Annotated in this window: 11 protein-coding genes; 2 read left to right on the top strand and 9 right to left on the bottom strand. The window is 46.2% G+C overall.

Annotated features, from left to right (window positions below):
* Positions 1–27: 27 nt before the first annotated feature.
* The 5 genes from L9G74_RS12070 to L9G74_RS12050 form a co-directional block, all read right to left on the bottom strand.
* Complete coding sequence (locus L9G74_RS12070) at positions 28–873, bottom strand: pirin family protein (protein WP_238896657.1); 846 nt, start codon at positions 871–873, stop codon at positions 28–30.
* Between the two features lie 222 nt (positions 874–1,095).
* Positions 1,096–2,085, bottom strand: a complete 990-nt coding sequence (locus L9G74_RS12065) for an SMP-30/gluconolactonase/LRE family protein (RefSeq protein ID WP_238896656.1) — start codon at positions 2,083–2,085, stop codon at positions 1,096–1,098.
* A 331-nt stretch (positions 2,086–2,416) separates the two neighbouring features.
* Complete coding sequence (locus L9G74_RS12060; RefSeq protein WP_238896689.1) at positions 2,417–3,085, bottom strand: sulfite exporter TauE/SafE family protein; 669 nt, start codon at positions 3,083–3,085, stop codon at positions 2,417–2,419.
* A gap of 185 nt (positions 3,086–3,270) precedes the next feature.
* Positions 3,271–4,050 (bottom strand): SDR family NAD(P)-dependent oxidoreductase, encoded by a 780-nt coding sequence (locus tag L9G74_RS12055; protein WP_238896655.1) that lies wholly within the window; start codon positions 4,048–4,050, stop codon positions 3,271–3,273.
* Positions 4,051–4,098: 48 nt separating this feature from the next.
* Positions 4,099–4,818, bottom strand: a complete 720-nt coding sequence (locus tag L9G74_RS12050; RefSeq protein WP_238896654.1) for a FadR/GntR family transcriptional regulator — start codon at positions 4,816–4,818, stop codon at positions 4,099–4,101.
* Between the two features lie 412 nt (positions 4,819–5,230).
* On the opposite strand from L9G74_RS12050, the gene L9G74_RS12045 reads away from it, so the two are divergent.
* Both L9G74_RS12045 and L9G74_RS12040 read left to right on the top strand, forming a co-directional pair.
* Positions 5,231–6,880, top strand: coding sequence for a sodium:solute symporter (locus L9G74_RS12045; RefSeq protein WP_238896653.1), 1,650 nt, complete (start codon positions 5,231–5,233; stop codon positions 6,878–6,880).
* Between the two features lie 245 nt (positions 6,881–7,125).
* Positions 7,126–8,142 carry an arabinan endo-1,5-alpha-L-arabinosidase gene (locus L9G74_RS12040; RefSeq protein WP_238896652.1) on the top strand — a complete coding sequence of 339 codons (1,017 nt, stop codon included), beginning with the start codon at positions 7,126–7,128 and terminating at the stop codon, positions 8,140–8,142.
* Positions 8,143–8,511: 369 nt separating this feature from the next.
* On the opposite strand, the gene L9G74_RS12035 is transcribed toward L9G74_RS12040, so the two are convergent.
* The 4 genes from L9G74_RS12035 to L9G74_RS12020 all read right to left on the bottom strand — a co-directional run bounded on the left by L9G74_RS12035 (position 8,512) and on the right by L9G74_RS12020 (position 19,198).
* Positions 8,512–10,914 (bottom strand): beta-L-arabinofuranosidase domain-containing protein, encoded by a 2,403-nt coding sequence (locus L9G74_RS12035; protein ID WP_238896651.1) that lies wholly within the window; start codon positions 10,912–10,914, stop codon positions 8,512–8,514.
* A gap of 110 nt (positions 10,915–11,024) precedes the next feature.
* Entirely contained in the window at positions 11,025–12,434 is a 1,410-nt protein-coding gene (locus tag L9G74_RS12030) for an MFS transporter (RefSeq protein WP_238896650.1), read from the bottom strand.
* A gap of 314 nt (positions 12,435–12,748) precedes the next feature.
* On the bottom strand, positions 12,749–15,544 hold the full coding sequence (locus L9G74_RS12025) for a TonB-dependent receptor (RefSeq protein ID WP_238896649.1): 2,796 nt from the start codon (positions 15,542–15,544) through the stop codon (positions 12,749–12,751).
* An 813-nt stretch (positions 15,545–16,357) separates the two neighbouring features.
* Complete coding sequence (locus L9G74_RS12020; protein ID WP_238896648.1) at positions 16,358–19,198, bottom strand: TonB-dependent receptor; 2,841 nt, start codon at positions 19,196–19,198, stop codon at positions 16,358–16,360.
* Positions 19,199–19,405 lie beyond the last annotated feature (207 nt).

Below are 19,405 nucleotides of genomic sequence, written 5' to 3'. Positions count from 1 at the left end.
TAACCTTCGGTGGCAGCGTTGGATAAATTAAACGATGTCACCGAATTTGCCATTCTGGTAATCCTGAATCGCCTGCACGATTTCTGCTTGGGTATTCATCACAAACGGTCCCATTTGCACGATTTTCTCGCCAATACGATTGCCGGCCAACACTAACATGCCAGCGCCTTGCGCCTGACTGTGAAGTTTGATCACGGTTTGAGGATCAACCACCAACATCTGCCCAGCGTGCGCCACTTGGCCGTTGTCGAGTAACAGCGAACCATCATATAAATACAGCGCGACAAATGAGTATTGCGGCAAGGTCAGTTTTGCCTCCGCATTCACCCCCAACATCAGGTCAGCTAACGCACTATTGGCGGCTAAATCGGTCAACGGTCCCACCGCAGACTGCCCAGCAAACTGCCAATCGCCAGCAAGCAAGTACAGTAAACTGCCCTCTCCAGCAATAATCGCATGGCTAACATCGCCACTGTCGCGGTATCGCGGCGGACGCATTTTGTCCTTAGCGGGCATGTTGATCCAAATCTGGAAACCATGCAGGCCATCCGTTGCATCCGCTAATGGCATTTCAGAGTGCACTACACCACGGCCAGTACTCATCCACTGCACCTTGCCCGCACGAATGGCTTTAACATGTCCCAACTGATCACGATGTTCAAAACCACCTTTACGAATATAGGTAAAGGTTTCCATGCCACGATGTGGATGTGGAGGAAAACCACCAACGTAGTCCTGCTCATCATCAGAGCGGATTTCATCAAGCATCAGGTAAGGATCTAAGGTGAGACGCTGAAAATCAGCCACTCGCTGGATATTAACACCGTCGCCATCTTGAGTTGGCTGGGCATTAATGATGTTAACTAGGCGCATTACTCTGTTCCGCGTTAAAAAACAACCGCGCCAGAATAACGGCAAAAAATTGACACTTAAAGCGCTTTATACTGAACGAATAGATCAACTAATTAGAATATTAGCCGTTATTAGGCTGTGTTGCAGGTTTACAGCTAGGGGCTGTTTATCTTTAGTGTTTAATTTTTCTTCAAATCAAACGCATTATGAACGAGGCAGGTACTCGGCCAAGGGGTCAATCGCCTAACAATTAAATGGCGTCGCCGCTAACCCTTTCACCCCAACATTAAGCTCAAATAGACAGCCTGCTTGCGGGTATTTGAGTCGCTGTTGTAGGCTTAACCCTTGATATGCAGTGGTCACAAACAACCGATCAAGATTTTTACCGCCAAAACACACGTTAGTTACCAACGGAACGGGCAATTCAACGCGCACATCAATATTGCCGTCGGCAGTGTAACGCACAATGCCATGACCGCCCCATTGTGCCACCCACAGACCGCCTTCAGCGTCCATGACCATGCCATCCGGGCAGCCCATCTCTTCATCAAATTGCGCGAAAGGTTCTTTAGTTAACGGTATGCCGCGGGAATCTAAAATAAACCGGTAAATAGTGCGTTCTGATGATGAGTTGTGATACATCAGTCGACCATCAGGCGTAATGACGGGCCCGTTACTCACCACATAACCATCATCAACCACTTGCGGGCGTTCAGACATACTAGCCATACGATACAACTTACCCGTTGGCATCTGTTCGCTGTTGTCCATAGAGCCAAACCATAAACATCCAGACGGATCAACCGAGGCATCGTTAAGGCGGTTAGATGTGGGTTCGGGTGGCTGTACAATCACCGTCCGCTCGCCGCGAGTAAAATCAACACGGTAAATACCACTAGCAAAGCCAGCAACCATTTCCCCTTGCTGATTATGTACAACCCAACATACGGATTCCGTAAAGGTCCGATATTGATGTAATTGGCTTTCAGGATTGAATTGATGGATGCGATTACGGCGGATATCTACCCAGTAGAGACAATTGTCAAACGTGTTCCAATGCAAGCCTTCACCCAACTGGCAGGAAAACCCCCAGCATTTGCGTGCATGAAACAAATCTTGATGATAGTTCGATAAAAAATGGGTTCTCCGATGTAAACCGGAGAACCTAAATGCCTGTTCGCCCCCCATAGGCACAGACTGAATCTCTTTATCAAAAAGGTTATTAACTTTCACAATATCACTACTGCTAAATTAAAATCTTACCTAATGGTAAAATTATATTGTTGTCCGAGTAATAAAATTACCAAATGGACTTTTTAATAAGCATTACAACATTTTATTAATTGACTAAAAGCTGCAATCGCTCCCCAAATATATGCAGTAGATAATGCCTGTAAATGAGAATAAATTGAATCTTTTTGGGACGAGAATCGTTAGACTTTGGTCTAAATAAAAGTGTAAATTTGAAGGAAATACTTATAACTGTATGATTTTATTAAAATACACTTTAGTCTTAATTAAACCTTTTGCTTAAATATGCGACAACTCTCACAACTGAAGGCCATTATGAGAAGAAGGAGGCAACACCAGAGAAAAATGCGGCCAGTAGCGTCAATTTTCTTACGATGTCGTTGTTAATGTAGCCCTGCAAGAACTCAGACAACAACCACCCCAGTAATATTGCGGGAATGCATTGGATAAATAACACGATGTCGGAATATCCAGCAGAACCCGCCGCCCACAACACACACAAGCCAAACACATTGATGTATAAGAAGAAAACACTAAGGTTAGCTTTGATTTTATGGTGTTCGGCTGATTGGTAAAGCAATCCCATTGGTGCGCCACCCGCCGATGTTGTGGTGCCCATAAAGCCAGATAGCGTACTAGCAAACAAGTTATTGCCGACATTGATCGCCGGTTTATGGCCCACAAAGGAGGCGACCACGCCGATAATGATGCTCGCACCGAGTAAGTATTTGTAGTGATGCGGTTCGATGTACAACATCACAATCCCTGCGATTGCGACGCCCACAGTTCCCCCGATTACCGAAATAGAGGTCTGCCGAACATCGATAGATCGCATATGACGAACAGATAATAACAGCGTTAAAAACAACGCATTGAGGATCATCGGAGCGGGAACAAGTTGCGGATAAATAAGAAATAATATCGGCGCGCACAATAAGCCTAGGCCAAAACCTATGACACTTTGCAAACAGGCGCCAATCATTAGCACCAAATACACCCACACCATATCAACCAATGCGACACCTATTTATTATTCAATATGACTGAGTTAATTAATCCCCATAATAATAAACTCAGCAATATAATAAAATTATTATAATATAATTAAATGTGTGTGCAACGTATTAGGTTAAACAAATGTTAGGTATTGAGAACTGACTCGGATTATTATATCCAACCGCCATCAACAATTAATGTTTGCGCAGTCAGCATCGCGCTTTCGTCCGATGCTAAAAATAATGCCGCGTTAGCGATATCATCGGGCGTTAGACTGTCTTTCAGGCATTGATTATCTTGAATTTCTTGCAGCATTTCTGGCGTTAACCAGTGAGATAGCTGTCGCTCAGTGATCACCCAACCAGGGATCAAAGTATTCACACGGATATGATGTTTGCCAAACTGTTTGGCGAGGGTACGGGTCAAGCCTTCTAAGCCCGCTTTTGCCGTGGTGTACGCCGGCATGCAAGCTTGCTTAATGTGCCAGCTGATTGAGCCTAAGTTAATAATGCTACCACCGCCGCGACGACGCATTTGCGGCTCTACGGCCTGAGCGGTAAAAAAACATGGACGGAGGTTGATCGCCATGCGGTCATCCCAATACTCAACTGACACATCCGCCACTTCATGACGAGTATCATCGGCGGCATTGTTGATCAACACCGAGATATCACCTTGTGTTGCTTGCGTCTGTGCAATAGCTGCTTGCAATGCGGCGACATCGCGAATGTCACAATGAATAAACCGAGGCTTAAGGTCATATTGTTTAGCGAGGCGGTCACACAGCGCAACACTGCTTGCATCATCGATATCGACAAACGTTACCTGTGCGCCCTGCTGGCAAAAACGCTCTACTAACACGGCACCAATGCCAGCACCACCACCAGTAATGAACACGCTTTTGTCTTTTAGACAGGGATAGCGAGTGCGACCCATTAACTGATCACTCATTTTCTAAACAACTTGTAAGGCAATGACAACATACTACCGAGAAAGCGATTACGCCTCCAGCTTTGCTTGCAATTCTCTATCAATCACCTGCATCGCTTCTTCAATCAACCGGCTCATGAGTGAACGGGCCAGTTCAGGTTGGCGCGCCAAAATAGCATCATAAACAGCAGCATGCTCTTCTGCGACGCTTGAATCACTCCCTTTCGCTGGAGTGGTGTGCTGAATACTTACACCTAACGCTGTATTAATAAAATCACGTAAATGAAAGAAGAAACGGTTACCGCTGGCTAGCAGAATACTGGTATGAAATGCCAAATCGGATTCATGCAAGGTCTGATTCGGTGTGCGAGCAGCTTTGCGCATGCTTTCCAACGATTCTGCAATTTTGGCAATATCTTCATCTTTACCGTACTGTGCTGCCAATGCGGCTGCCTGCGGCTCAATCGCCAAACGCACTTGTAAAAACTCTTTCAACACTTGCAGTGATGGACCGCTTTGCAACATCCAATTTAAGACGTTGGTGTCGTAAAGGTTCCAGCTTGCTGCCGCCTCAACACGAATGCCCTGACGTGGGCGAGAAGAGATTAACCCCTTGGCAGCTAACATTTTTACCGCTTCGCGGATGGCAGTCCGACTGATGCCGTACATATCACACAGTTGTGCTTCGGTAGGCAGTCCAGTTTCCATATTATATTTGCCAGCGACAATCGCTTTGCCGAGTTCATTGGTGACTCGCTGTGACAAATTCAAATTTTCTAACCTTGCCATCGGATGTCCTTGGTTCAGTGGGGTTAAATCAATAGTAGTACAATAGTTTTTTTATACAACAAGTCAATTAGTTACACTTTTCTTAAGCGCTAGCTCACAGAATATTTGCATGAATTTTACACATCGCCCATATTAGCGATGGTGGATGAGAATCATTCGCGTGTAACTTGGTGATCATGCACTGTTTTTAGTGGCAAGATACAGTTGCGCAACTTGCCACGTATGCCAGAGCAACTGCGACAATATGATAGCAAACCGCTGCTAGATCTCAGCATGAAAATGGCTTAATGATAATGCTTGAGGCCCTTAAATAACTTTATTTTATAATATAATATGTTCTAATTAAGAATTAACTAAGGTGTTGGTGGTGGGAACTGACACTTAATACTAAAGCACAAACGGAAATAAAAGTATGGTTGAACTAAGTACCTTAGACTGGCTGGTACTCGGTGGCTTTTTTATATTGCTAGCGGGTGTGGTCGTCATGTCGTTAAGACAAAAAGAGGAAGATACCGCTGACTACTTCCTTGCTGGGCGCAACGCCAGTTGGGTGGTGATTGGTGCGTCAATTTTTGCCTCAAATATCGGCTCTGAGCATCTAGTAGGCTTGTCCGGTTCAGGCGCTGAAACTGGTATGGCTATGGCGCACTGGGAGCTACAGTCATGGATTATCCTGTTGCTCGGTTGGATCTTTGTGCCCTTTTATTGGAGCTCTAAAGTCTACACCATGCCGGAGTTTCTGGAGCGTCGCTTCAACTCGCAATGTCGTACCTTCCTCTCGGTGATATCCCTTGTCAGCTACGTGTTAACCAAGGTGGCGGTGACCGTTTATGCTGGCGGGGTGGCTTTTAAAACGATTCTGGGGATCGACTCCATTTGGGGCATCGATTTCTTCTGGATTTCGGCCATCGGTCTGGTAGTCGTTACCGGTATCTACACGGTACTCGGTGGGATGAAGGCCATCATGTGGACCTCAGTTCTACAAACACCGGTGTTGATTATCGGTTCATTGGTGATTCTGGTCGTCGGCTTAGAAACCTTAGGTGGTGGCAATGGCATGATGGCAGGTTGGGATGTTGTTGAGCGCGTTAACGGCGACAATATGCATCTGATGCGGGCCGCTTCAGATCCGAATTTCCCTTGGCCGGGCATCATTTTTGGCTCGTTCATTATCGGTTTCTGGTATTTCTGTACCGACCAATACATAGTGCAGCGCGTCCTATCTGCGAAGGGCATCAAAGAAGCTCGCCGCGGCACCATGTTCGCTGGTTATCTGAAACTGTTACCCGTGTTTATCTTCTTGGTACCGGGCATGATTGCGGTGGCACTGAAGCAAACCGGTGCGATCAGCTATGATACCTCTGACCAAGCATTCCCTACATTGGTAGCGCAACTGCTGCCAGCTGGGGTAAAAGGTATTGTGATTGGCGGCTTGGTAGCGGCACTGATGAGTTCGTTAGCGTCGCTGTTCAACTCATCAGCGACGCTGTTTACCATCGACTTCTACAAAAAATATCGCCCAGAGTGCAGTGAGAAAAAACTGCTGCAAGTTGGCCGTATTGCCACCGTTGCGGTGGTGGTGTTGGGGATTGTGTGGATCCCGGTGATGAAGGCCATCGCCGATGTACTGTATGAATATTTACAAAGCGTACAGTCACTGATCGCTCCGGGGATTGCTGCGGTGTTCGTCATGGGCTTGCTCAGCCGTAAGATCACCCCAAGCGCTGGATTCATCGGTATGTTGGTCGGCTTTGTGCTCGGTATGGTGCGTCTGGTGTTACTGCCATTCAAAGACAGCGTTGCAGGCACTTCATTTGCGTGGATCGTCGATATGAACTGGCTGTATTACTGCGTCATGTTGTTCATCATCGTTTGTGCCGTGATTGTAGTGGTCAGCATGTTCACCAAAGCTGCGACTGAAGAGCAGATCCAAGGGTTGACCTTTGGCACCCTTGGTAAAGGCACCATGAAGGAAGTGATCAACGGCCTAGACAAATGGGACTATATCCACACTGTCGGCATCCTTGGTATTACCGCCTTTATTTACTGGCGCTTCTGGTAATCAGCATCGCGCGATTAACTGCTAAGGCCGTCTCACGACGGCCTTTTTCTTTTCTATTTGAGAAAGTTTGACGCTCGAGCTACAACAGTTAAGATGCAGTTGCACCTTCGTCGCTAACCACCGCGATGGCAGAGCAAGATCGCGTAATGCATCATAATAATTATTATTGTATTACTTATGTGCTACCATCCGGAGCTGGGGGATTTGAGGTTTCGGACGAATTATTATTTGATAGGAAACGATTCATGAAGGCGATAGCAAAACTTGCCGCTGCCACTGTGATGGCATTAGGCATCAGCCACATTGCACAAGCAACTCAAGTAGAAGTTCATGACCCGGTAATGGCTAAAGAAGGCGACACCTATTACGTCTTCAGTACTGGCCCAGGCATTACCTATTACAGCTCTAAAGACATGAAACACTGGAAAAAGGTGGGACGTGTATTCCAGGATCAACCGACTTGGGCAAAAGGTGTGGCACCAAGCTTTGATGGCCACATTTGGGCACCAGACGTTTACCACAAAGATGGTAAATTTTATGTGTATTACTCCATCTCTGCGTTTGGTAAAAACACCTCCGCCATTGGCGTTACCGTCAATAAGACCCTTGACCCGAAATCGCCAGATTTCAAATGGGAAGATAAGGGCATTGTGATCGAATCAGTACCGAATCGCGATGATTGGAACGCTATTGATCCAGCCATTGTTGAAGACGACAACGGTACACCATGGATGAGTTTTGGCTCATTTTGGGATGGTCTGAAGCTGGTCAAGCTCGATAACAGTATGACCAAAGTGGCTGAGCCACAAGAGTGGTACAGCATTGCTAAGCGTCCACGTGATGTAAGTTTAGCCGACAGTGAAGCAGGCAACGGTGCGATTGAAGCACCTTATATCTTCAAGAAAAACGGCTACTACTATCTGTTCGTGTCGTTCGATCTGTGCTGCCGCCAGATGGACAGCACCTATCACATCATGGTTGGCCGCAGTAAAAACGTACAAGGCCCTTACCTAGATAAGAATGGCAATGACATGCTGCAAGGTGGCGGTTCGCTGGTACTTAAAGGTAACAAAGATTGGGTTGCCTTGGGCCATAACGCAGCGTACACCTTTGATGGTAAAGACTATTTAGTGTTCCACGCTTATGAAACAGCTGATAATGCGCTGCAAAAACTGCGTATTCTCGAGATGAAGTGGGACAACGATTGGCCAGTGGTTGATCCCGCCGACCTCAACAAAAACACCACAGTGTTAGAGAAATAGTCCATCTGTTTGGTGATCAACGCAAAAGCCCCTGCTCAGGGGCTTTTTCATTGGTGTCGTCAGCATCTTCGAAAAATAGTAACGACTAAGTTGTAGTGTTTAATCTCGGCTACATCAATCGCATGATGCACACAATGACCGCAGTGATGCTTAGTCAACTCGGTGATTAGAGGCGGCAAAACACTGCGAATGCAAGATGCCGTCTCTTAACTATAAGGGTATAATGCGGCAGATGCCGCTTGCTTCGCTACGTGTGAGGCAATTACCGTATCTGCTCCAATCTCATCATTGGCTGCCTGACCATGCATAACAAACAGCCCCGCATAAGCGAGGCTGTTTAAACGGGTTGGCTAAGCCATATCACTAACGCTATTTAGCCGTCGACTTAAGCAAACGGATCCCATAAATACCACCGGCGATGGAGCCTGGTTTCGCCACAAACTTGAGGCGATACCCCTGCTTGCTCACCATACTGGCTGGAATAGCATAATCAACCTCATACATGCTATCGCCATGACCTTCTTTCATCTCTACTGTTTGCAGCAGTTGGTCGTTAAGCAGAATGTCGAAGGTTCGATGCACATCACCACCAAAATAGGTGATCCGCAGCGTTTTCGCCTCGCCTTGCTTATCCGCTAAATCATAAGCAAACCAGTCGCTACTATCACGCCAATGCACGCCTTTGTTCACCCCAGCACGGCTACCTTCACCAGCAAAGTTATGCTCGGCTTCTGGCTGCTGCTCACCCGGATTAATCTTATCCAAGGTTTGCTGCGCTAGCTGTTCTGCCGCCGCCTCTTTGGCTCTGGCTTCTGCCATAAACTGCGGATATTCAGCAACGGACATCTGCGGCAGATACACTTCGTAGCGGCTTTCATGAATACGGAAAAACGGCACCAGATCGATTTTTTTCGGCTGGTCTTTTTCACGAACGCCCTGCTCTGCTTCAAATGCCAAATGCTCGCCCGGCAGACGTTTGAGGCCTTTCAAGAAGCTCTGTGGTTCACCCACCATGATAGGTAGAGCATCTGGTGGACAAGTTGGCCCAGCAGCAATGTGCCCCATGCGACTATCGTTGGCGATAAAGTCGAGCTTTTCATTGGCGAATGGTTCCACTTTAGAAGCCAAGACTACTGGTCCATAAAGCACAGAATAGTAGTTGCTGCCATCAGGCAGTTGCTCCAAAGTAGGTTGGACACCGAACGAAAACTCCAGCTTGTCGCCTGCTTGCCAACTACGCTCTAACGTTAGATAACCAGCACGACGTTGCTCTGCTTTTACCACTTTACTGTTAAGCAGCAGTTGTGGCGCCACGCCGTTCATCCACGCCGGCACACGAATACTGATCGCTTGTTTGCCCTTGCCTGACGCTTTATCTATGGTCAGCGTCATGGCATTTTGATCAGGGAAATGGGTGCTCTGGGTGACACTTAAGCCCTGCTCTGCCCAATCGAGAGTGGAGCCGATAAACATGTTTATCAGTAGCTCGTTGTCCTCATGGGCATAAATCATCTCGCCATATTTGCTATGGTTTTCAATGCCAGAGCCCACACAGCACCACATCGATTTATCCACATTAGAGTACATGCGATAGTGGCCGGGGCGCATAGCGGTAAAGTACACCAAGCCGCCATTGTCTGGGTTCTGCGATGATAAAATATGGTTGAAGGTAGCACGCTCATAGAAGTCGAGATAACGGCTATCGCCGCTCTCTTGATACAGCATTTTACTGAGCTTGAGCATGTTGTAGGTGTTGCAGGTTTCGGGCCCTTCCACATCCTCCATCATGCTGGAGAAATCTTTTGAATCGTGGAAGTGCTCACGCACACTGTTACCGCCAATCGACACGGAACGATGTTTGGTCACCGTTTCCCAGAAGAACTCGGCCGCGTCGTGCCAATCTTGTTTATGTTCCTCTTCGCTGACCCGCAGATAACCAATCACTTTGGGGATCTGGGTATTGGCATGTAAGCCATTGAGCTTGTCTTCATGCTTCAGCAATGGGTCAAGAATAATCTTTTGCGAGAACTGCTCTGCTAACTTGAGATAGTCCTTATCGCCGGTAATCTGATACATGTCGGCAAACACTTCGTTCATACCGCCATGTTCAGAGATCAACATGGTTTGGATCTGCTCATCACTCAAGTGCGCCACTAAATCCTTCGCCCATTTACCTAAGTCAACCAACATCACTTTGGCTAACTCGTTGTGGCCTAGCTGATAGGCATCACGAATACCGGCAAAGGTTTTGTGGATGTTGTACCAAGGCACCCAATGGTCGTTGAGGCTAAACAAGTCGGCTTTGATTTTGCCCGCCTTGATATCAGCCCACATCTGCATACCGCCGGGAATACCACCAACGTAACCGTTACCGTTTTTCAACTGAGCACGGCGCAGTTCATTGATCATATAGTCAAGGCGGCGCTTCATCTCGGCATCGCCAGTAGCTTCATATGCCAAACTCAATGCCGACAGATAATGACCGCCGATGTGACCATCTAAACCGGTGTTTTCCCAGTTGCCGTACGATTCTGCTTTTACTGGCAAGCCCGCTTCACGTAAAAACGGCGACAGTAGTTTGTCTGGCTGCAGTTGTTCGATGTAGCGAATGTTGGTTTGTTGCGCGTGAGAGAAAGGACTACCGGAGGTCAAGCGAACCTGCTCAAGAGAGAACAGGTCCATCGCTTGCACATTAGCGCTAGTGGCTAAAGCAACCGCTAACGCTAATGGTGACACAAGCCGCCCGATACGGGCAGCTTGTGGACGGTTCATGCGTGTCCGAGAGTGCCAAACACTGGCATCCCGGCCTCATGGTAGTTATTGAGTTGAATAATACAGTGACGCTCAGAGTTCCGAATCGGCTCGTAGCAATTCATCATGTGTTACTTAGCTCCTGTAACCAGATTGGCATTATCAGTGCTTGGTGGCACTGTCGAGGTTTCCAGTTCTGACGTATCAACGTCCATATCTAATTGGGTTGCCAGCTCACGGTATTCTTCATCGGTGATGTGATATTTCATCATCAATGAGCCGTTGATGAAGTGGAACACGCCCGGAATAACCGTCAGCATCAGGGTAATACCCAGCAGTGACGTTTCACTTTGTACGGTGTCAGCTTCATAACCGTAGTAGGTCAACAATACACCGACCACAGCACCAGCAACGCCCATACCGGCTTTCTGGAAGAATGAGATACCACCAAAGGCCAAACCTGCCACACGCTCACCGGTTTTTACTTCGCCGTAGTCTACCGCTTCAACAATGGCTGACCAGAACACAGGCGCATGCAAATCCACCACAAACGACAGCAAGAAATACAGTACAAACGCCAGCACAACGTCATCTGGGCCGCTGACCAAGTAGAACATCGCTACACTGATCACACCGACCGCCATTTGGCTATAGCGGAACAACTTGAGCTTACAGAAACGTTTGGTGATCCACGTGGAGGCAACCATAGCCAAAATCGCTGCGAGCACGCCAGTACCAAGGAAATAGCCTTGATCTGTGTTTAGATAGTATTTGGCATAGTACATCGCTACCGAGTTACGGATAACGTAGCCAATGGTGCCCAACAAACACACGCCGCATAGAATCATCATCTGGTCGTTTTTGACCAAGAACTTCATTTGAGTCCAGATAGATTTTGGATCAACGTGGTGTTCTAAACGTTCTTTAGTCGAGAAGAAACAGAACAATAACAGCGCGATACCGAGAATTGCCATGGCGCCCATCGACATTTTATAGCCAAGGGCTTTATCACCTTCCCAGTAGCTCCAGTCGGCCAATTTTGGCACCACGATAGAGACCATAAAGGCGGCAATTTTGGCGAAGAACAACCGATAGCCGTTGGCAGACAGACGCTCTTTCGGGTCATCGGTCAACACACCAATCAGTGAAATATACGGAATGGTCACGCCGGTAAACATCAGCGTCACCAGCATGTAGGTCGCGTAGGCGTACGCCAGCTTCAGGTTATAATCTAAGTCCGGCGTGCTGAACGTCAGGAAGATTGACACCCCAAAAGGTACAGATAAAAACGCCAAATATGGGCGATAACGTCCCCAACGGGTGGTTACCTTATCTGTGATAGTACCCATAATTGGATCGGCAATACCGTCCAGAATACGTACAATCAGGAACATTAAACCCATGTCAGTAGGTTTAAGGCCAAATATATCAGTATAAAAATAAGAGATAATCAGGAAGAATGACGAGATAACGACGTTAACCGCCATATCACCAGCACCAAATCCGACCTTCTCAAACGTTGACAACTTGAATGAACTCATGATTACTCTTCCATTCTGACTTTGTCCAAGGACAGCTCACCATAAACAGGGCGCTTATAGTACCACTGCTGGTTCCTCAGTGTTCTGCATAACTGCCGAAATCTAGCAGATATCAAGAAGCATTAGCAATCTTTAAATACTATTATCATACCAATTGAAAGACAATGCTTTATCGTGCTTATCCCGTGGGTTTGCCACATTGTTCACATATCAGCGAAATGCTTTATAAGTGAATCAACTACAGCATTTGTTTCTCGCAGTAAAAAGCCCCGCAATGCGGGGCTTGACTGGGGAAATGTGCAACTAAAACTCAATTACATGGAATAACGAATACCTAAACCATAAGTGCGACTGTAAATCGCTGTGCCCGCGTTAAACACATCTTGGTCTTCATAGTATTCTTGGAACTTCTCGTTAGTGATGTTAGTGGCATCGAAAGTCACCACTAAATCATCAGTCACGTTGTAGCTAAACTGGAAGTCCAAGCTCTTTTCCGGACGGCGGTAGACACCACGTGGGTTAGCAAATGAGCCTGAGTCGTAACCATTCAAGAATGCATCACGCCATACATATGACAGACGGGTACTGAAAGACTCTTTCTCATAAATCAATACTGCGCTGTATGAAGAGTCAGACACACCGAAGATATCACGGGTGCTGTAGCCATTCAGAGTACCATCAGCCTCGTAGTTAGGCAGATCTTGTGATGAGTCCAAGAAGGTCGCACTCGCTTGAAGACCTAAGCCATCGAGCCAGTTAGGCACATTTTCAAGAAAATAAACGCCACCCACTTCAACGCCTTTCAGCACACCGTTGGATGAGTTGTCTGGCATGCCGACGATGTATGGATACATCACGCCTTCATCGTTTTCATGCATTACGCGACGCAGTGAGCTATATACGAAGCCTTCGATGTCACGGTAGAAGTAAGTCCCGTAAATAGAGCTGCCTTTGCCGAAGTAGTATTCCAACGAGAAGTCGTAGTTTTTCGATTCAATCGGCTTCAGATCTTTGTTACCACCACTGCCCGTGCCATAACCGATATTAGTGACATCATCGAAATAGCGCACAAAGCTGTTCAGTTGGTCAAAGTTAGGACGACGCAAAGTTTCGGTATAAGCAAAACGAGCCAGCAAATCATCGGTTAAGTGATAACGCACCACCAAGTTTGGCAGGAATTTACTGCTGCTGTTGGTGGCATCTTCAGAGATAATCTGTCCAATCGGTGCATCAACATCAAAGAAGGTCATGTCGGCTTTGGCATGTGAGTAACGCACACCAATTTGACCATCTAAACGTTTGCCAAACAATTCGGTTTCAAAGTCACTTTGCGCATAAGCTGACAAAGTGGTTTGCTCAATATCAAACGTCTGTTTCAGGTTTAATTTGGCAGCCTGTGCTTCGGTGGCGTAGAACCCATATAACTCACGGTAAGCTTCGCGGTTATTCCATAAGGAGTGACCATTGATGGTGACCCAAGAGCTTGGAATATTGGCTTCACCATCGAAGAAACCGCTATTGGTATGCAGCATACTTGGGTCAAGGGTTGCCAAGTTCTGCTGGTTATAGCCATCGATGCCGCGAGTGTAGTCTTCTGCGGTACGGAGGTCATAACGTACCCCTGCTTTAGCTTTAGTGAAGATCCCCCAGTCCAGATACAGATCTGCATCTAGGGTAAAGGTCAGTGCATCACCTTTGGCTTTGCCGCCGTTGTCATACATCTGCGCGGTGTTCCACATCGCTGCATTGGTTAAATCAACCGATTCACCACCTTCGCCAGTCAATACATCCCATCCTAGCGTGCCATCTTTTTCGTTAAAATTAACGTCCAAATATGGCAGCACAGTGTCGGTACGCATGGCTAAAAATTCAGTTTTATATTCACTGGTCTGATAAACCACTTCTGACTTGATAGTGGTGTTGGCATCTAAATCCCATTTACCACCCAAAGCAAACATGTAGCTATCAGTCTGGCTTTTGGTTAAGTCACCTGAGGTGAATGAATATGGCGCGCCTAAACCACGAGAGTGCACCACGTTGGTACCCTCATAGAGATCCGGATATTGACTGCTTGGAGCGCCCCACCAATCAGCAAAAGAGAACAGCAAGTTGTTAAAACTTTCGTTGCGATAACCGTTGTAGAAACCTTCAAACAGATATTCGGAGTAATCATTCGGTGCCCATTGCAGCGACAAGTTCACCGCTGGGCGTTCACGCTTACCGGTATAGTCACTTTGGAACACCGCATCACGCGACAGAATGTATTCAGCGACTTCGCCGGTCTGCGCATTGGTGATTGTTGACCCCGGCGCAGTGCTTAAACCGTGTTCCAAGCCTGGCGTCCAATCCCACACAGTATTGCCATTATCATCGGTAGGAAACATGCGCTCTAGGTTATCAGCGCGGAATGGCACAAAAGCCCCCGGAGTAGCGCTTTGGTCACGATAGTTAGTGCGAGTGTAAGATACGTTCAGCAACGCGCCGATTTCACCAATTGAACTATCCCAACGGGTACTGGCTAGCGCACTGACGATTGGGTCCGTTTTTTCGGCTTGATCTTGATATACGCCGCGGGCGTTAAAAACAAACTTTGAACCTTCAAAGTTAAATGGGCGTTGTGTACGCACATCTAATTGGCCTGCGATACCACTTTCTAGTTGGTTGGCGGAACGGGTTTTATAGACTTCAACGGTTTCCAACAACGCAGCAGGAATATCTGCTACCGCCAATGTGCGGCCTGCTGCGGTAAACATCTCGCGACCATTAATAGTGGTCGTTACGTCAGTCAAACCACGGATGGTTACAGTGTTAACTTCACCTGATGCACGGTCTGTTACCTGCACGCCGGTCACACGCTGTAGCGCTTCAACCACGTTGTTATCAGGGAATTTACCGATATCTTCGGCGACGATGGCGTCAACCACTTGCACGTTTTGACGCTTAAGGTTGACCGCTTTGTTTAAACTGCTTCGAATACCGACGACTTCAATAACTTCCATATCATCGGTAGCTTGTTGTTCTTTTTTCGCTGCATCATCTTCAGCTGCAAAGGCAACGTGACTAGATAACGCCAACAGTACGGCACTCGCTAGATAGGTTTGCTTAAACATCTGTTTTACTCTCCGGTAGTTATTATTAATCACCGGTACAGTCTTAGACACCAACTAGACTGCCCAGTATTTATGTAACGCTTGTGCCATCTCATTGCCCCCAACGAATGCAACAAGCGTTACTTTTATGTTAACACCTTAAATAATATTGTATGATTAATAGGCTGTCAATCTATCTACCGTGAATAGTTGCTTAACGCTTAGCTATGCTGCTCACCGTCCTGAAGCAACTAACAAAATATAAATAAACACTTGTTTTTAAATAATTTTATTTAAATTGAAAACGTAAAAAACTGCTAATCACGGCCAATACAAGAATCTATTAGACCTAGGTCTATTATCGGTATGCTGGCAGACACCCCACCACAAAAAATGAAACAAATACTCAACATAAACCGGAGGGAAACGCGAGAAAAACCATGCAGAGTTATCTTAATGTAAATAATAGATCTCAATATATTACAAGATATTACAATGAGTAATACCGTCGAAATCCGTGAGAAATCACCATAAGATTTCTTAAGTCACTGCCATAGTTTTGCTAATCTTTAGCCAAAAAACGGACCGATGCTATCGTGCAGTAAATGCGCAAGACGTCACAAATCACCCATGACGCAAGACGTTAAGTCAAAAAATTTGGTAAGCCGAAGAAATGATGAAACTTTGAGATAGCGCACACTGACGACAGTGACCAACTCAAGCCACCATGAGCGACGTCGCGCAGCAGTAGCAAGGAGGTGATATTTGATAGGCAAACGAAAAAGGAGCCCCGCAGGACTCCTTCAGATAGAACATCGTATTTAGCTGTAACGATTAGAAGCTGTAACGAACCCCAAGGGAGAACGTACGGCTATACAAGCTTGTTCCAGTATTAAAGATGGTTGAATCTTTATAGTACTCTTGATATAGCTCATTAGTGATGTTGGTCGCATCAAACGTAACAACCAAATCATCTGTTACGTCATAGCTTACCGACAAATCTAAGCTCTTCTCAGGTTTGCGATAAATCCCGCGAGGGTTAGCGAAAATCGGCTCACCATCTGTTAACAAGAAATCATCACGCCATACATAAGACAAGCGCGCACTGAATACTTCTTTATCGTAAATCAGTACAGCACTGAATGACTTATCAGACACACCATACATATCACGGGTAACGTAGCCGATCAGTTCGCCAGTTTCAGTATTAAATTGTGGAATATCTTGTGATGAATCCAAAATTGTGCCACTGACTTGTGTACCAAGACCATCTAACCAGTTAGGCAGACCTTCAGGGAAGTACACCGCACCGATTTCATAACCTTCCAACTTACCGTTAGAGGTGTTACCTGGACGGCTAAGGATATAGTCATAGGCCTCGGTTTCACCAGGTTCAATATGATCTTCCACGAAAGACAAAGTATCCGCTGTAAAGCCATCAATGTCTCGACGGAACCAAGTACCATATACAGAACTACCGTTGCCGAAATAGTACTCTAGCGATAAATCATAGTTCTTCGATTTAACAGGCTGCAGATCTGGATTGCCGCCGCGAGCGTTACCATTTCGTGTTGGATCAGTTAAGTTTTTATTCCATACAATATTAGGGTTTAACTGGCCAAATTCTGGCTGACGCAATGTTTGAGTGTAAGCAAAACGCGCGACTAAATCATCGGTTAACCACAAGCGAGCAATAAAGTTCGGCAAGAACTTATCGTTGCTGCTATCACCAGAGTCAATGGCTGTTACCACATTGGTTTCATTCGGCAGCGGGCTTTCGTAACGCAAGAAAGTTAAATCGTTATCAGTGCGGGTGTAACGCACACCGATTTGACCATCAATACGTTTACCCAACAACTCGGTTTCATAGTCTGACTGAACATAGGCCTCATAGGTCTTTTCAGTGATATCGAATGTTTTTCTTAACACGACTTCATCAGCAGGGATGCCAAAGAAGTCCCGATAAGTACCGCGATTGTTAAAGACTTTACGACTATCAGGTACTACCCATGTGGTTGGCACATCACCTTCATTATCAAAGAAATAAGGATTTCTATATACAATCTCTTCAGGTAACGCTTCAGCATTGTGGTTGGCAAATGGGCCATTATCAACGCCACGAGTTTTACTGGTCGCTCCACGGTTCTCGTAGCGCACGCCAAATTTAGCCTTAGTGAAAATACCCCAATCTACGTAATAATCACCATCTAAGGTCCAGCTAATGGAATCGCCTTCGTCTTCACCACCGTTGTCATAGTATGCGTTATAGTTCCAAGGCACTTGAGACAAATCGACGCGACTACCATCATCATTAGTGATTGCCCAGCTAGGGATCCCACCACCGTGGTTAAAATCGACAGTTAAGTTTGGTATACCACTTGCTGAGCCACGCATACCGATAAAATCTGTTTTGTATTTGCTGGTCTGATAGACAATTTCAGACTTCAGCTGTAGCTCGGAGCTAATATCCCATTTACCGCCTAAAGCAAATACATAACTATCAGTAGAACTTTCTGAGTAGTCACCAGAACTCCACACTGCTGGGGAGCCAACAATACGGTCTTTTACTACGTTGGTTCCTGGATAGAAATGAATGTTTTCAGGATCGTTGTCCCACCAACCGTCGGCATGGGCAAACAAGAGCGAGTTAAAAGTCTTATTGCGGTAGCCATTGTAGAAGGTTTCAAACAGATACTCAGACGTATCATTAGGTGCCCATTGCAATGATAAATTTAACGCTGGACGTTCACGTTCACCGTGTAGGTCGTTTTGGAAAATGGCATCGCGGGACAGCATATAAGGCACGTCAGAAGGGCCACCAGCTAAATCAAATGTAGGAAACTCTTCTCCATTCATTTGGTAAGGTAAGCCGTTCTCTAGCCCTTTGTTCCAACCATCTTTAATAAATTGATATTGATTATCAAAACCATAATCTTGCGGATTGTCACCAGCAAAGAACGGCACTACCGCACCGGCAGTCACGTTTTGGTCACGGTAATTAGCGCGAGTATAAGACACGTTGATCAATGCGCCAACTTCGCCAATGGAAGTGTCCCAACGGTTACTCAGTAAAGCACTTAAGGCAGGATCGGTTTTGTCAGCTTGATCGGAATAAACACCGCGCGCGTTGACGACGACTTTAGCGCCTTCAAAGTTAAATGGGCGGTGAGTACGAATATCGATTTGGCCCGCTAAGCCGCTGGCCAATTGGCTCGCGCTACGGGTTTTAAAGACTTCGACACTTTCAAGTAATGACGCTGGAATATCTGCCACCGCAACCTGTTGGCCTGCTGCGGTAAACATCTTACGGCCGTTAACTGTCGTGGTGACGTCAGTCAGACCACGAATACTTACGGTGTTAACTTCACCAGAAGAACGATCAGTTACCTGTACCCCAGTCACGCGTTGTAATGCTTCAACGACGTTATTATCAGGGAACTTACCAATATCTTCAGCGACAATTGCGTCAACAACTTGGACGTTTTGACGTTTTAAGTTAACAGATTTGTTCAAACTGCTGCGAATACCAACAACTTGGATCACTTCCATGTCGTCAGCTTGCTGTTGTTGAGTGGATGGTTCAGATTGTTGAGCTACATCGTTTTCAGCGGCATAAACTGCCTGGCTGCTCAGCGCCAGAAAGATAGCGCTTGCCAATGTGGTTTGCTTAAACATCTCATTTTCTCCGGTAGTTTTTATATCAATACCGGCAAGCCTCACGACACCCAATTAAGACTACCGGTATCTCTAAACTGCCTAAAGCCCTTTAAACGCCGTTATAAATTCACGACTTTGTAATTATGATTAAACAAAGGAAACTTTAGTTAGAAAAAATCATATTGTATGACCAATTGAGTGTCAATCTGAATACTGGCTTAAACG

This window comes from Shewanella electrica, from assembly GCF_022321485.1.
Taxonomy (GTDB): Bacteria; Pseudomonadota; Gammaproteobacteria; order Enterobacterales; family Shewanellaceae; genus Shewanella; species Shewanella electrica.
Note: the sequence above shows the minus strand (reverse complement) of the source record. Positions and strands in the feature narration are given on the sequence as shown.